This window comes from Streptomyces albireticuli (assembly GCF_021228125.1).
GTDB classification, from domain to species: Bacteria; Actinomycetota; Actinomycetes; order Streptomycetales; family Streptomycetaceae; genus Streptomyces; species Streptomyces albireticuli.
The window spans coordinates 156,429-170,492 of record NZ_JAJQQS010000011.1 but is presented as its reverse complement, the minus strand read 5'-3'; the positions used below and the strand labels follow the sequence as shown (position 1 = coordinate 170,492).

Here is a 14,064-nt window from a genome sequence, read left to right as displayed (position 1 = left end):
CCTGTCTTCCACGATCACGACCTCCGGCCCCCTGTCCCGGCCCGTGCCGGGTTCTTCGCGTGCAACCTTCCCAGCATCGCAGCAATCGGGGCGCGACGTGCGGAGCGGAGGGGCGCAGGGGGGCGCCCCGGCGTAGAGGCCCCGCCCCTTCCCGGAGCATCGCGGGCCCCGGACGAGCCGGAGGATCCGGAGCGTCCGGGGCCCGAAGGCGTGGGGCGGGGGCTCAGCCGCGCCAGGGCAGTTCCGCCGTGATCGTCGTCGGGCCGCCCGCCGGGGAGTCCACCACCAGGAGTCCGTCGACCGATCCCAGCCGCTCGGCGAGTCCGGCGAGCCCGCTGCCGCCGTCCGTGGACGCGCCGCCCTGCCCGTCGTCCGACACCTGGAGCATCACCCGCTGCCCCGACCGCCACACGTCGACACGGCCCGAGCGGGCCCGGCTGTGCTTGCTGATGTTCTGGAGGAGTTCGGAGACGGTGAAGTAGGCGATGCCCTCGATCGCCGCCGCGGGCCGGGCCGGCAGGTCCACCTCGACCGTCACCGGCACCGTGCAGCGCGCGGCCAGCGCGGAGAGGGCCGGGCCGAGGCCGCGGTCGGTGAGGATGGCGGGGTGGATGCCGCGGGCGAGGTCGCGGAGTTCCTGGAGGGCGAGCTTCACCTCGCCGTGCGCCTCGTCGACCATCCGCGCGGCGGCCTCCGGGTCCTCCTCCAGCTTCTCCTTCGCGAGACCGAGGTCCATGGCGAGGGCGACGAGCCGGGCCTGGGCGCCGTCGTGCAGATCGCGCTCGATGCGGCGCAGGTCGGCCGCGGCGGTGTCGACGACGACCCCGCGGTCCTCCTCCAGCTCCCACACCCGGGTCGCCAGCCGGGACGGCCCGAGCAGGCCCACGACCAGCATCCGGTCCACGTACGCCATGCCGCGGATGATCCACGGGGTGGCCAGCACCAGGACCAGGCCGGCGGCGCTGGTGACCCCGATCTCGAACGGGTTGTCGAGGTAGAGGGAAGTGCCGTCGGCGTCGCCGAACACCTGCATGCCCGGCTGCCCCCAGTACGCCGGGTACATCCACGCGTAGAGCGGGTAGAGGAACACCGCCCAGCCGACGGCCCACAGCGTCACCGACACACAGAACGCGGCGATGGCCCACGGCATGTGCACCAGTGCGTAGAGCAGGTGCCGCCAGGACGTACCGCTCTTGAACAGCGCGATCATCCAGGCCATCGGCCCGCTGCGGCCCTTGCCGGGGCGTACGGGCTCGGGCTCGGCCACGTCGAGGTGGAGCAGCCCCCGCGCCCGCGCGCGCTCCACCGCGCCCAGCGCCCGTGAACCGGCGAGCGCCGCGGCCAGCACCGGTACGCCCAGGAAGGTGATCAGCAGTCCGACGCCCGCCGACGCCATGCTGATCGCGAAGCTGAAGCCGACCACCGAGACCGGAAGGCTGAGCAGGAGATAGAGGAACTCACGCCAGGTACGGCCCTCCAGCGGTGCGCGCAGCACTGCGGGCACCCGGTGGGCCCGGGGTGCCGTCGCCTGTCCGTGATCCATGGCCATCTCCTCGTCCGATCCCCTCGACCGTGTGCGACCGCGCCCGGTCGCGTCGTGTGCGCGTTCGATGTCCCCAGACTCGCGGATCGCGGCGCCGTGGACCATGGAGCGCGTCGGTGTCCTGGGGGTAGGGCTGTCCCCACCCCCTGGGGGGGCGTGGGGACGGCCGTTCCCCGGGGCGGCGTGGGGACGGCCGTTCCCCGGGGCGCGGGGATGTCCCCGCCCTCAGGGCCGTAGGGCTTGTTCCCACCCCCTGGGCGCAGAGCTTTCCTCACCCCGGAGGTGCGCGCGGCGGGCTCAGCCCGCCGCGCGGTCCCGCCACGGCAGCTCGGCCGTGATCACGGTGGGCCCGCCCGCCGGGGACTCCACGGCGAGCAGCCCGTCGACGGATCCCAGTCGCTCGGCGAGTCCGGCGAGCCCGCTGCCGCCCTCCGTGGACGCGCCGCCCTGCCCGTCGTCACGCACCTGGATCAGCAGCCGCTTCCCCTTCCGCCACAGCTCGACCTCCGCCGAGCGGGCCCGGCTGTGCTTGCTGACGTTCTGGAGGAGTTCGGAGACGGTGAAGTAGGCGATGCCCTCGATCGCCGCCGCGGGCCGGGCCTCCAGCTCCGCCGAGACCGTCACCGGCACCGTGCACCGCCCGGCCACCGACGACAGGGCCGGGCCGAGACCGCGGTCGGTGAGGATCGCCGGGTGGATGCCGCGGGCGAGGTCGCGGAGCTCCTGGAGGGCGAGCTTCACCTCGCCGTGCGCCTCGTCGACCATCCGGGCCGCCGCCTCCGGATCCTCCAGCAGCTTCTCCTTCGCGAGACCGAGGCCCATGGCGAGGGCGACGAGCCGGGCCTGGGCGCCGTCGTGCAGATCGCGCTCGATGCGGCGCAGGTCCGCGGCGGCCGTGTCCACGACCACCCCGCGGTCCTCCTCCAGCTCGGCGATCCGCCGCTCCAGCTCGCTGGAGGGACAGAGCAGACCGCGCACCATCGCCCGGTCCACGTTCGACATCGCCCGCGCCAGATGGCCCAGCACCGGCCAGGCGACGAACAGCGAGACCAGCGTGATCCCGAAAGTGAGAACGCCCCATGGCAATCGTATGAACGCGTACAGCGTGCCGCGCCAGGCCACCGGGTCCTTCAGGGCCGTCCACACCCAGGCGAAGAAACCCGCGTCGCGGCGCTGGCGCGACAGCGGGCTCGGCTCGTCGATCCGCACCCCCAGCAGCCGGCGCGCCCGGTGCCGCTCCCACCGGCCCAGCACCCGCATCCCCATCAGGCCGGCGGCCAGCATCGGCAGACCTATGACGGTGACGGCGAGCAGGACGCCCGCGTAGAGCCAGACGGTCACGTAGAGGAAGCCGAGCAGCCCCACCGGCAGATCGAGCAGCAGGTACGCCACTTCCCGCCACGTCCGGGCGTCGAACGCGAAGCGGGCGGGCGGCAGGCGGTCGCCGCCGTCCTGGGGGGAGGCGCCGTGGGGGCCCCGGTGGAGGCCACGGCCGGCCGCGCTTTTCGCGGCTTTTCCGGTCATACTGCTGGCGGTCATAGCCCTAAGCCTGCATGGCCGGAGTGGGCCGCCGCCATGGGGGCCGTGGGTGGTGAGGGGTGGGGATAACCCCACCAGGGCCTAGACTCCCGTGCGTACAGATCGTCGAACACGCGGGACAGGGAGCGAGGGGCGGACGTGCCGGAGGCCGGTGTCCACATCGCGGCGGACTACTTCCACAGCTATTCCGTGGTCGGCCTGCTCGCGGTCGTCGGCGTGCTCTTCGTGGCCGTCGCCTTCACGGCCGGCAGGCTGCTGCGGCCCGTCGTGCCGACCCCCGAGAAGCTCCTGACGTACGAGTGCGGCGTGGACCCGGTCGGCGAGGGCTGGGCGCACACCCAGATCCGCTACTACGTCTACGCCTTCCTCTACGTGATCTTCGCCGTCGACTCGATCTTCCTGTTCCCCTGGGCGACGGTCTTCGCCGCGCCCGGATTCGGCGGCGCGACGCTCGTGGAGATGTTCATCTTCCTCGGCTTCCTGGCCGTGGGCCTGTTGTACGCATGGAAGAAGGGCGTCCTGGAGTGGACGTGACACCCCCGGCACCCCCCGTGGACCTGCCCGAGCCGCGCCGTCTCGGCGTGCTGTCCCGGCTCGCCCCCGAGCCGATGAAGGTGGTCCTGAACTGGGGCCGCCGCTACAGCCTGTGGGTCTTCAACTTCGGCCTGGCCTGCTGCGCGATCGAGTTCATCGCCGCGTCCATGGCCCGCCACGACTTCATCCGCCTCGGCGTCATCCCCTTCGCACCGGGTCCCCGCCAGGCGGACCTCATGATCGTCTCGGGGACGGTCACGGACAAGATGGCACCGGCGGTCAAGCGGCTCTACGAGCAGATGCCCGAGCCGAAGTACGTCATCTCCTTCGGGGCCTGCTCGAACTGCGGCGGCCCGTACTGGGACTCGTACTCGGTGACGAAGGGCGTGGACCAGATCATCCCGGTCGACGTCTACGTCCCGGGCTGCCCGCCCCGGCCGGAGGCGCTGCTCCAGGGCATCCTCAAGCTCCAGGAGAAGATCGCCAAGGAGTCGCTGGGCGAGCGGTACGCCTCCGGCGCGGGCGCGTCGGCGGCGGCGCTGCGGAGCGGCTTGGTGACACCGCCGCCGGTGCCGGGTGGCGAGCCGGGCGACAAGCCGGGTGGTGAGCCGGGTGGCGAGCCCGGCGGGGAGACGGACCGATGAGCGAGCCGGTGAACGAGTCCGCGCGGGGCGACGGGGCCGCGGGTGCCGGGGCGGGGGCGCGGCCTGAGCCGACCGCTGGGGCCGGGGCCGGTCCCGAGGCCGGGGCGTCGGCTGCCGCCGGAGCCGGAGCCGGAGCCGGAGCCGCGGGCTCCGGGTCCGGGGCCGGGACGCCCGCGTCCGCGGCTGCGGCCGCCGCCGGGTCCGGCACCGGAACCCCCGCGTCCGCCGCGTCCGACGCCTCCGCGCCCGCCGACGGCTCGACTCCCGAGTCCGCCGCCCCTGCCGCCGCACCCGCACCGGAACCCGTGGCCGAGCCGGCCGTCGGCTGGTTGCCGCACCCGGCGACGGAGCTCTTCGGCGAGGGCGCGAGCGCGGCGGAGGCGTACGGCCTCCTCACGGTCGACGTGCCCGCCGGGGCGTGGATCGCCGCGCTGGAGACGGCGCGCTCCACGCTCGGCTGCACCTTCTTCGACTGGCTGAGCGCCGTCGACGAGCCGGGCACGGGCTTCCGCGTCTGCGCGCACGTCGCCGCGCTGCCGGGCACGGCCGGTGAGGGCGTGCGGCGACTGGTCGTACGGACCACCGTGCCGCACGACGCGCCGGTCCTGCCCACGGCGACCGGCGTCTACGCCGGGGCGTCGTGGCACGAGCGCGAGACGCGCGAGATGTTCGGCGTGGACTTCGAGGGGCACCCCGACCCCGCGCCGCTGCTGCTCCCGGAGGGCTTCGAGGGACACCCGCTGCGCAAGGACTTCGTCCTGGCGGCGCGGGTCGCGAAGGCATGGCCGGGCGCGAAGGAGCCGGGCGAGTCCGAGCACGGCGGCCCGAAGCGCCGCCAGATGCTCCCGCCCGGCGTGCCCGACCCCAACGAGTGGGGCCCCCTCAAGGGCCAGCTCCCCCCGGCCCCCGCCCGCCCGGCCCGAGCGGCCCGCCCGGCGGGCGACCGCCCCGTCCGGCGCGCCCGCACGGCGGGCGAGGGTTCGGCGAGCCAGGCGGAGGCGGCGCCGCGCCGCACGCGCAGTGTGAGCGAGGGTTCGGCGAGTCAGGCGGAAGAGGCGACGGCCCCGGCCCGGCGTGCCCGTACGGCGGGCGAGGGTTCGGCGAGCCAGGGAGAGGCGGCGCCGCGCCGTACGCGCAGCGTGAGCGACGGCTCGGCGAGTCAGGCGGAAGAGGCGACGGCCCCGGCCCGGCGTGCCCGCACGGCGGGGGAGGGCTCGGCGAGCCAGGCCGAACCGGCGCCGCGCCGTACCCGCAGTGCGAGCGAAGGCTCGGCGAGCCAGCAGGCGGCCCCGCCGGCCGGCCCGCGCCGCACCCGCAGTGCGAGCGAGGGCTCGGCGAGCCAGCAGGCGCCGACGGACCAGGGGAACCAGGCGGGCCGGCCGGACCAGGCGGACCCGCAGGTCGTGGCCGACCGGCCGCGCCCTGCCCGTACCCGCCCGGCCCCGTCTTCCTCGGACGCCCCCTGGCACCACGCCCGCCCGGCCTTCGACGAAACCGCCCCGGAGAAGGCTCCTACGGCCCCGGCGCCCGACGCCGGGCCGGAGCCCACCGGGTCCCGGCCCGCCGCAACACAGGAAGCCCCGACGGCCGAGCCCCCGGCGACCCCGGCCGAGGCCGACTCCGGTGCCCGGCCCGACTCCGGCCAGGCTCCGGCGCAGGCCCCCGCCGCCCGCGAGGACGAGCCCGCCGCGGCTCCGCCCCGTACGGCCCCGGCGGCCGCGCCCGGCGCCGAGCCGCAGGCACCTCACACCGGCTCCGCCGAGCCCCGGTCCGCCACGGCGCCGGAGCCCCCGGCGGGCGAGTCCACCGCGGCGTCGGCGGCGCAGACCCCCGCTTCCCACGAGGACGAGCCCACCGCGGCACCGAGCGACAACGCCCCGGCCGCCGCGCCTCAGGCGCCTCACCCCCGTGAGGACCAGGCCGACGCGACCCCGGCCGAGGCCGACGCCGAGCCCGCCCCCGGGAAACCCGACGCCGGGTCACAATCCCCGGCGGCCCCGGCGGCCCCGGCGGCCCCGGCGGCCCCGGCGGCCCCGGCGGCCCCGGCGGCCCCGGCGGCCCCGGCGGCCCCCGACGGGCCCCGGGCCGGCGCCCGGCCCACCGACCCCACCCGCGGCGAAGCCGCGCACGGCACCCCCGAAGACGAGACCCCCGCCGGAGGCGACCCCGCATGAGCGACACTCTCGACGTCGTCCTGCGCCTCCTCGCCGTGTTCGTCGTCTTCCTCGTGCTGCCGCTCGCGATCGGGCAGACCGAGCACAAGGTCATGGCCCATATGCAGGGGCGCCTCGGGCCCATGTACGCCGGCGGGTTCCACGGCTGGGCCCAGCTCGTCGCCGACGGGGTGAAGTTCGCGCAGAAGGAGGACGTCGTCCCCGCGGGCGCGGACCGGCGGATCTTCCAGCTCGCCCCCGCCGTGGCGCTGCTGCCGTACCTCCTCGTCCTCGTCGCGATCCCGGTGGGCCCGGGCAACGCCGTCGGACAGGTCGTCGACGCGGGCATCTTCTTCGTCCTCGCCGTCATGGGCGTCGGAGTCCTCGGCTCGCTGATGGCCGGCTGGGCGTCCGCCAACAAGTTCTCGCTGCTCGGCGGCCTCCGCACCGCCGCCCAGCTGATGGCCTACGAGCTGCCGATGCTGCTCACCGCCGCCTCGGTCGCCATGGCCGCCGGCACGGTGTCCCTGCCCGGCATCGTCGACGCCTTCCACTGGTGGTGGATCCCCTGGCAGATCGTCGGCGGGGTGGTGTTCTTCATCGCCGGCCTCGCCGAGCTCCAGCGCCCGCCCTTCGATATGCCCGTCGCCGACTCCGAGATCATCTTCGGCGCGTACACCGAGTACACCGGCCTCCGCTTCGCCCTCTTCCTGCTCTCCGAGTACGCGGGCATCGTCGTCCTGTGCGGCCTGACCACGGTCCTCTTCCTCGGCGGATGGCACGGCCCGTTCGGCGCCGACGGCCTCGGCTGGCTGTGGACGCTGCTCAAGACCGCCCTGCTCGCCTTCGTGATCATCTGGCTCCGCGTGACCTATCCGCGGCTCCGCGAGGACCAGCTCCAGAAGCTGGCGTGGACCGTCCTCATCCCGCTCTCCCTCGCACAGATCGCGCTCACCGGCGTCGTCAAGGTGGTGATCCAGTAGTGTCCCCGTTCCCCGGCTCCGGCCTGGCCAAGGGCCTCGCCGTCACCCTCCGGACGATGACGAAGCGCACGGTCACGGCCCAGTACCCGGACGTCCAGCCCGAGCTCCCGCCCCGCACCCGCGGGGTCATCGGCCTGTTCGAGGAGAACTGCACGGTCTGCATGCTGTGCGCCCGTGAGTGCCCCGACTGGTGCATCTACATCGACTCCCACAAGGAGACGGTGCCCCCGGCCGCCCCCGGCGGCCGCGAGCGCAGCCGGAACGTCCTCGACCGCTTCGCGATCGACTTCTCGCTCTGCATGTACTGCGGGATCTGCATCGAGGTCTGCCCCTTCGACGCGCTCTTCTGGTCCCCGGAGTTCGAGTACGCCGAGACGGACATCCACGACCTCACCCACGAGCGCGACAAGCTCCGCGAGTGGATGTGGACGGTCCCGGAGCCGCCCGCGCTCGACCCCGCGGCCGAGGAGCCCAAGGAGATCGCGGCGGCCCGCAAGACCGCCGAGAAGCTGGCCGCCCAGGAAGCGGCCGCCGCCCAGGAGCAGGAGAAGAAGGAGGGAGAAGCATGACCGGCACGGGCCTCACCGCGCTCGCCGCCCAGGCACCCGGCACCACCGCGCTCGCCGCGAAGGCGCACGGCTTCCTCTCCCCGACCGGCGTCGAGGTCGCCTTCCTCCTCGTCGGCCTCGTCACCCTCGGCGCCGCCCTCGTCACCGTCACCACCAAGCAGCTCGTGCACGCCGCCCTGTGGCTGGTGGTCACCCTCGGCGGCCTCGCCGTCGAGTACCTCCTGCTCACCGCCGAGTTCATCGCCTGGGTACAGGTGCTGATCTACGTCGGCTCCGTCGTCGTCCTGCTGCTCTTCGGACTGATGCTCACCAAGGCCCCCATCGGCCGCTCCCCGGACGCCGACTCCGGCAACCGATGGCCCGCCCTCGGCGTCGCCGTCGCCGCTGCCGCCGCCCTCGTCTGGGTGGTGACCGACGCCTTCCGCGCGACGTGGATCGACCTGGAGGGCGCCGCGGCCGCCGGGGAGGGCTCCACCAAGGTCACCGGCGAGTTCCTCTTCCGGCACTGGGTCCTCCCCTTCGAGGCCCTGTCCGTCCTGCTGCTGGCCGCGCTCGTCGGCGCGATCGTCCTCTCCCGCCGCGAGAACGGAGGGCGGCGCTGATGCACCTCGTCTACCCCGCCGTCCTCGCCGCGCTCCTCTTCTGCACCGGCCTCTACGGCGTCCTCGCCCGGCGCAACGCCATCCTCGTCCTGATGTCCGTCGAGCTCATGCTCAACGCCGTCAACCTCAACCTCGTCGCCTTCGACGTCTGGCTGCGCGACGAGCTCCACGCCGGACAGGCCCTCACCCTCTTCACCATCGCCATCGCCGCCGCCGAGATCGGCATCGGCCTCGCGATCGTGCTGCTCGTGTACCGCAACCGCGGCACCGCCGACATCGACCGGCTCCGCGACCTCGCGGAGAGCGGGCAGCACACCGAACCCGCCGACCGCGAGCGCCAGGCGGAGGCCACCGCATGACGACCACGACCACCGCGGTCCTCGTACCGCTGCTGCCCTTCCTCGGCGCCGTCGCGGGCCTCCTGCTCGGCCGCCGCGCCCCCGGCTTCGTACGGCCCCTCGCCGTGCTGCCCACCGTCGCCGCGGCCGTCCTCGCCGTCGTCGTCGCCTGGCGGCAGGGCGGCGGCACCGGCGAGAAGGCGATCGACGCCGCCGTCGAGCTCACCCCGACCGGCTCCGTCCCGATCGACCTCGCCCTGCACCTCGACGGCTTCGCCGTCCTCGTCGCCGTGCTCGTCGGCGTCGTCGCGTCCTGCGTCCAGCTCTACTCGACGGCCTATCTGCGCGACGACCCCCGCTACCCCTCCTACGCCGCCCTCGTCTCCCTCTTCACCGCCGCCATGATGCTCGTCGTCTACTCCGGCGACCTGATGGTGCTGCTGGTCGGCTGGGAGATCATGGGCATCTGCTCGTACTTCCTGGTCGGCCACTACTGGGAGACCGAGGCCGCCCGCACCGCCTCGCTCAAGGCCTTCCTGGTCACCAAGCTCGGCGACGTCCCCTTCCTGATCGGCATCCTCGCGCTGGCCGCCGACGCCGGAACGTTCCGGATCAACGGCATCCTCACCGCCGCCGTCTCCGGCGACCTCGCCCACCCCACGCTGATCGCGCTGCTGCTCCTCGCCGGCGTCGCGGGCAAGTCCGCCCAGTTCCCGCTGCACACCTGGCTGCCCGACGCGATGGCCGGCCCCACGCCCGTCTCCGCGCTGATCCACGCCGCGACGATGGTCGCCGCCGGCGTCTACTTCATCGCCCGGCTGCTGCCCGTCTTCGCCGCCTCCGCCGCGGCCCTGGTCGTGCTCGCCGTGATGGCCGCCGTCACCATGACCGGCTCGGCCCTCGCCGCGCTCGCCCAGGACGACATCAAGCGCGTCCTCGCCTACTCGACCGTCGGCCAGCTCGGCTATATGACCGGCGCCCTCGCCGTGGGCGACCGCGACGCGGCCGTCTTCCACCTCATCACCCACGGCGCGTTCAAGGCCCTCCTCTTCCTCGGGGCAGGCGTGATCATCCACGCGGCCGGCACGAACTCGCTGGCCGCGATGGCCAGGACCGGCGGGCTCGCCAAACGCATCCCCGACGCCTGCTGGACGATGACCGTCGCCCTCCTCGCGCTCGCCGCGATCCCGCCCTTCAGCGGCTTCTTCTCCAAGGAGGCCGTCCTCGGCGCCGCGGAGCACGCCGCCGACGGCGGCACCCCCGGCATCCCGGGCGCGGCCGGCTGGACCGTCCTCGCCGCCGGGCTCCTCACCGCCCTCCTCACCGCGGCCTACGCCACCCGCCTGTGGCTGCTGGCCTTCCGCGGCAAGGGCCCCGAGGCCCCCGCGCACGGCCGCGAACCGGCCGCCATGAACGCCGTCCTGTGGGTGCTGTTCATCCCCGCCCTCGGGCTCGGCCTCGCCGCCTGGAAGCTCCCCGACTGGTTCGACGGGCACTCCCTCACCCCGACCCTCACCACCTCCGTCCTCGGCACCGGCGCCGCCCTCGTCGGCGGCCTCCTCACCTACGGGGCCTGGCGGCGCACCGCCGCGCTCGCCGCCCGCACCCCCATGGGCGCCGTCGCCGCCGACCCCGGCGCCTCCCCGGCCGTCTCCGAGGAGGAGGCCATCGCCACCCACGAGGCCGTCTACGGCGACATCGCCTCCGCGAAGGACCCGGCCGACCCCGGCCGTCTCCTCCTCGGCCCCCTGCACCGTCACGCCGCGGCCGGCTTCCACCTCGACGCCGTCTACGACGCCCTGTTCGTCCGGCCCGTGCGCGGCGCCGCCCGGCTCGCGCACTTCCTCGACCGCGAGGTCGTCGAGACCTACGTCCGCGGCGCGAGCACCGCCCCCGGCCTGCTCGGCGCGGCCGTCCGCAAGGCGCAGACCGGCAATGTGCAGACCTACCTCAGCGCCCTCCTCGCCGGCTCCGTGGTGCTGGCCGTCGCCGCCGTGCTCGTAGCCACCGGAGCCTGAACATGAGTCACACCGTCATGCAGTACCTCCTCGCCGCTACCCTCGTCCTCCCCCTGCTCGGCGCCGTCGCCGCCCTGCTCCCGGCCCCGCCCGGCCTCAAGGGCCGCGACCCGGAGCAGGCCGTGCTCCGGCACGGCGTCACCGTCACGGGCGCCGTGCTCGCCCTCACCATCGCGCTGGCCGCCGGCTTCGACCACGACCGCCCGGCCCGGATGCAGGGCACCACCGACATCAGCTGGATCCCCGCCCTCGGCATCCGGATCCACCTCGGCGTGGACGGCGTCTCGCTCCCCCTCCTCGTCCTGACCGCGCTGCTGACGTTCCTGTGCGCGCTGTACAGCTACTTCAAAATGCCCGCGGGCCCGTCTCCCAAGGCATTCGTCGCGCTGATCCTCGTGCTGGAGTCCGGCACCCTCGCGAGCTTCGCCGTCCTCGACCTGATGCTGTTCTTCCTGGCGTTCGAGATGGTGCTGATCCCGATGTACTTCCTCATCGCCCGCTGGGGCGGTGACGGCCGTGAGCGCGCGGCCTGGCGGTTCATCCTCTACACCCTGCTCGGCTCCGTCGTGATGCTGCTCGGCCTCCTCCTCGTCGGCATCAAGGGCGGCACCTTCGACATGGTGGCACTGGCCACTGACAACGGCTCGAAGCTGAGCCGCACCACCCAGCTGATCGCCGTCCTCGCGATCGGCGTCGGACTGGCCGTCAAGGCCCCCATGTGGCCCCTGCACAGCTGGCTCCCCGACGCCCACACCGCGGCCCCCACCGTCGGCTCCGTGCTCCTCGCGGGCGTCCTGCTGAAGATGGGCACCTACGGGTTCGTCCGCATCGTGCTGCCCATCGCCCCCGAGGGCGCCCACACCTTCGCGCCCTACCTCGCCGCCTTCGCGGTCGTCGGCATCATCTACGGGTCCCTGGTCTGCCTGTCCCTGGCCCGCACCGGCGCCAAGGGCGACCTCAAGCGCCTCGTCGCCTACTCCTCCGTCGGCCACATGGGCTTCGTGCTGCTCGGCATCGCCACCATGACCCCGACCGGCGTCAACGGCGCGCTGTTCGCCAACATCGCGCACGGCCTCATCACCGGCCTGCTGTTCTTCCTCGTCGGCGCCGTCAAGGACCGCTACGGCACCAGTGACCTCGACGCCCTCTCCGGAGCCACCGGCGCCGCGCTCTACGGCAAGGCCCCGCGCCTGGGCGGACTGCTCGCCTTCGGCGCCGTCGCCTCGCTCGGGCTGCCCGGCCTGGCCGGGTTCTGGGGCGAGATGCTCGCGATGTTCGGCTCGTTCCGCCCCGCGGAGGGCCTCAGCCGCCCCGCCTTCCTCACCTTTATGGCCCTGGCCGGCTTCGGCACCCTGCTCACCGCCGCGTACATGCTGATCGTCGTGCGCCGGGTGTGCATGGGCGGCGACGGCGAGGGCAGGCCCGCGCCCGCGCCCGAGCTCGCCGACGTGCGAACCTACGAGTTCGCCGCCTGGACCCCCCTCGTCGTCCTCACCGTCCTCGCCGGACTCTGGCCCGCGGCCCTCCTCGGCCTCACCGACCCGGCCGTGTCGCAGCTCCTCCGAGGAGGCAACTGATGGGCTCCCTGGTCCAGTCCGTCGACTGGCTCGCCATCGCCCCGCCCACCATCACCGCGGTGGTGGCGCTCGTCGTCCTGGTCGCCGACCTCTTCCTGCCCGAGGGCAGGAAACCCCTGCTGGGCCTGATCACCCTGGCGGGCCTGGTGCTGGCGGGACTCTCCCTGCTGCCGCTCCTCGACGGCGACCGCTCCACCTTCTGCCTGACGACCTCCGGCACCCCGGCGTGCAGCTACACGGCGGACCACTTCACGCTCGTCATCCAGTTCCTGGTGCTGGGCGGCGCCCTGCTGACGGCCCTGCTGTCCGTCAGCGACCTCGTGGACTTCAAGCTCCCCTCGGGCGAGTACTGGTTCCTGCTGCTGTCCTCCGCCGCGGGCGCCGCGCTGCTGCCCGCCTCCCGGGACCTCGCGACCCTCGTCGTGGCCCTGGAGGTGGCCTCGCTGCCCGCGTTCGCCCTCGTCGGCATGCGCCGTGACGACCGCAAGTCGTCCGAGGCGGCCCTGAAGTTCTTCCTCTCGTCGGTCACCGCGACCGCCGTCATGCTGCTCGGCGTCAGCTTCGTCTACGCCGCCACCGGCAGCCTCCACCTCACCCAGGTCGCCGGCGGCCTCCCCGGCGACGGCACCCGCCTCGGCGTCCTCGCCCAGACCGGTGTGGCCCTCACCCTCGTCGGCTTCGCCTTCAAGACCGCGGCCGTGCCCTTCCACTTCTGGGTGCCCGACACCTACGTGGGCGCGCCGCTGCCCGTCGCGGCCTATCTCTCCGTCGTCGGCAAGGCCGTCGGCTTCACCGGTCTGATCCTGGTGACCGTCGTCGCCTTCCCGTCCTACGCGGACGTCTGGGGCCCGGCCCTCGCCGTGCTCGCGGCCCTCACCATGACCGCGGGCAACGTCGCCGCCCTGCGCCAGCGCGCCGACCGCGCCCACAGCGCCGTACGCCTGCTCGCCTGGTCCTCCGTCGGCCAGGCCGGCTATCTGCTGGTGCCGATCGCCGCCGCCGGGTACGACGGCGACCCGGCGCACGCCGTCGGCTCGACCGTCGCGTACGCCCTGATGTACGCGGCCGTGAACCTCGGCGCGTTCGCCGTCGCCGGGCTCGTCGCCCGGACGAGCCCGGCCCACCGCCTCGCCGACTACCGCGGCCTCTACGCCCGCCGCCCGCTCGCCGCGCTCGCCCTCGGCTTCTTCCTGCTCTGCCTGGCCGGCCTGCCGCCGGGCATCATCGGGCTGTTCGCCAAGGTCACGGTCTTCTCGGCGGCCGTCGACGCGGGCCTGGGCTGGCTGGCGGCCGTCATGGCGGTCAATGTCGTGATCGCCCTGTACTACTACCTCCAGTGGACGGCGCTCCTCTTCCGCCCGGCGGAGGAGAAGGCCGCCGCCCCGGCCGCGACGGCGGGGGAGGAGCCCGGGGAGGCGCCGGCCGAGGCCCCCGCGCGCGTCCCGCTGCCGCTGGCGGCCGCCATGGCACTCGCCGCGGCCCTCGGCATCGTGCTGTCGGGCGCCCCGCAGCTCGTCCTCCGCTTCGCCTCGGGGGCGCTGCTGTAGGACGGCGCCGGAGCGGG

12 protein-coding genes are annotated in these 14,064 nt (G+C 74.3%); 10 read left to right on the top strand and 2 right to left on the bottom strand.

The annotated features are described in order from the left end of the window. Positions 1 to 223: 223 nt before the first annotated feature. The gene (locus tag LUZ64_RS21095) at positions 224 to 1,543 is read right to left on the bottom strand and encodes a sensor histidine kinase (RefSeq protein ID WP_372472075.1); all 1,320 of its coding nucleotides are present in this window, start codon (positions 1,541 to 1,543) and stop codon (positions 224 to 226) included. Positions 1,544 to 1,840: 297 nt separating this feature from the next. Beyond that, complete coding sequence (locus LUZ64_RS21090; protein ID WP_095579074.1) at positions 1,841 to 3,082, bottom strand: sensor histidine kinase; 1,242 nt, start codon at positions 3,080 to 3,082, stop codon at positions 1,841 to 1,843. 138 nt (positions 3,083 to 3,220) lie between these two features. Between LUZ64_RS21090 and LUZ64_RS21085 the strand changes: the two genes are divergently transcribed. From LUZ64_RS21085 to LUZ64_RS21040, 10 genes are read left to right on the top strand one after another with little or no spacing between them, the layout of a single operon-like run. Further along, a complete protein-coding gene (locus tag LUZ64_RS21085; RefSeq protein ID WP_087927533.1) occupies positions 3,221 to 3,616 on the top strand; it encodes an NADH-quinone oxidoreductase subunit A in 396 nt (131 codons plus the stop codon). Continuing rightward, positions 3,586 to 4,260, top strand: a complete 675-nt coding sequence (locus LUZ64_RS21080; RefSeq protein WP_095579075.1) for an NADH-quinone oxidoreductase subunit B — start codon at positions 3,586 to 3,588, stop codon at positions 4,258 to 4,260. Before LUZ64_RS21085 ends, LUZ64_RS21080 begins: the two co-directional genes overlap by 31 nt. Then, a complete protein-coding gene (locus LUZ64_RS21075; RefSeq protein ID WP_372478735.1) occupies positions 4,257 to 6,434 on the top strand; it encodes an NADH-quinone oxidoreductase subunit C in 2,178 nt (725 codons plus the stop codon). The genes LUZ64_RS21080 and LUZ64_RS21075 overlap by 4 nt, the downstream gene beginning before the upstream one ends. Further along, positions 6,431 to 7,396, top strand: a complete 966-nt coding sequence (locus LUZ64_RS21070) for a complex I subunit 1/NuoH family protein (RefSeq protein ID WP_095583673.1) — start codon at positions 6,431 to 6,433, stop codon at positions 7,394 to 7,396. Before LUZ64_RS21075 ends, LUZ64_RS21070 begins: the two co-directional genes overlap by 4 nt. Then, entirely contained in the window at positions 7,396 to 7,965 is a 570-nt protein-coding gene (locus LUZ64_RS21065) for a NuoI/complex I 23 kDa subunit family protein (protein ID WP_095583672.1), read from the top strand. The genes LUZ64_RS21070 and LUZ64_RS21065 overlap by 1 nt, the downstream gene beginning before the upstream one ends. After that, on the top strand, positions 7,962 to 8,567 hold the full coding sequence (locus LUZ64_RS21060) for an NADH-quinone oxidoreductase subunit J family protein (protein ID WP_095583671.1): 606 nt from the start codon (positions 7,962 to 7,964) through the stop codon (positions 8,565 to 8,567). Before LUZ64_RS21065 ends, LUZ64_RS21060 begins: the two co-directional genes overlap by 4 nt. Further along, entirely contained in the window at positions 8,567 to 8,926 is a 360-nt protein-coding gene (gene nuoK, locus LUZ64_RS21055; RefSeq protein ID WP_095583670.1) for an NADH-quinone oxidoreductase subunit NuoK, read from the top strand. The genes LUZ64_RS21060 and nuoK overlap by 1 nt, the downstream gene beginning before the upstream one ends. Then, a complete protein-coding gene (locus LUZ64_RS21050; RefSeq protein ID WP_095583669.1) occupies positions 8,923 to 10,923 on the top strand; it encodes an NADH-quinone oxidoreductase subunit 5 family protein in 2,001 nt (666 codons plus the stop codon). The genes nuoK and LUZ64_RS21050 overlap by 4 nt, the downstream gene beginning before the upstream one ends. 2 nt (positions 10,924 to 10,925) lie before the next feature. After that, the gene (locus tag LUZ64_RS21045; RefSeq protein ID WP_095583668.1) at positions 10,926 to 12,500 is read left to right on the top strand and encodes a complex I subunit 4 family protein; all 1,575 of its coding nucleotides are present in this window, start codon (positions 10,926 to 10,928) and stop codon (positions 12,498 to 12,500) included. Further along, positions 12,500 to 14,047 (top strand): NADH-quinone oxidoreductase subunit N, encoded by a 1,548-nt coding sequence (locus tag LUZ64_RS21040; protein ID WP_095583667.1) that lies wholly within the window; start codon positions 12,500 to 12,502, stop codon positions 14,045 to 14,047. Before LUZ64_RS21045 ends, LUZ64_RS21040 begins: the two co-directional genes overlap by 1 nt. The last annotated feature ends 17 nt before the right edge of the window (positions 14,048 to 14,064 follow it).

Excerpts from the sequence above, each read along its gene's own strand:
- LUZ64_RS21095 (WP_372472075.1), bottom strand. The coding sequence starts at position 1,543 with ATGGATCACGGACAGGCGACGGCACCCCGGGCCCACCGGGTGCCCGCA.
- LUZ64_RS21090 (WP_095579074.1), bottom strand. The coding sequence starts at position 3,082 with ATGACCGCCAGCAGTATGACCGGAAAAGCCGCGAAAAGCGCGGCCGGC.
- LUZ64_RS21080 (WP_095579075.1), top strand. The coding sequence starts at position 3,586 with ATGGAAGAAGGGCGTCCTGGAGTGGACGTGACACCCCCGGCACCCCCC.
- LUZ64_RS21075 (WP_372478735.1), top strand. The coding sequence starts at position 4,257 with ATGAGCGAGCCGGTGAACGAGTCCGCGCGGGGCGACGGGGCCGCGGGT.
- LUZ64_RS21070 (WP_095583673.1), top strand. The coding sequence starts at position 6,431 with ATGAGCGACACTCTCGACGTCGTCCTGCGCCTCCTCGCCGTGTTCGTC.
- LUZ64_RS21060 (WP_095583671.1), top strand. The coding sequence starts at position 7,962 with ATGACCGGCACGGGCCTCACCGCGCTCGCCGCCCAGGCACCCGGCACC.
- nuoK (WP_095583670.1), top strand. The coding sequence starts at position 8,567 with ATGCACCTCGTCTACCCCGCCGTCCTCGCCGCGCTCCTCTTCTGCACC.
- LUZ64_RS21050 (WP_095583669.1), top strand. The coding sequence starts at position 8,923 with ATGACGACCACGACCACCGCGGTCCTCGTACCGCTGCTGCCCTTCCTC.
- LUZ64_RS21045 (WP_095583668.1), top strand. The coding sequence starts at position 10,926 with ATGAGTCACACCGTCATGCAGTACCTCCTCGCCGCTACCCTCGTCCTC.
- LUZ64_RS21040 (WP_095583667.1), top strand. The coding sequence starts at position 12,500 with ATGGGCTCCCTGGTCCAGTCCGTCGACTGGCTCGCCATCGCCCCGCCC.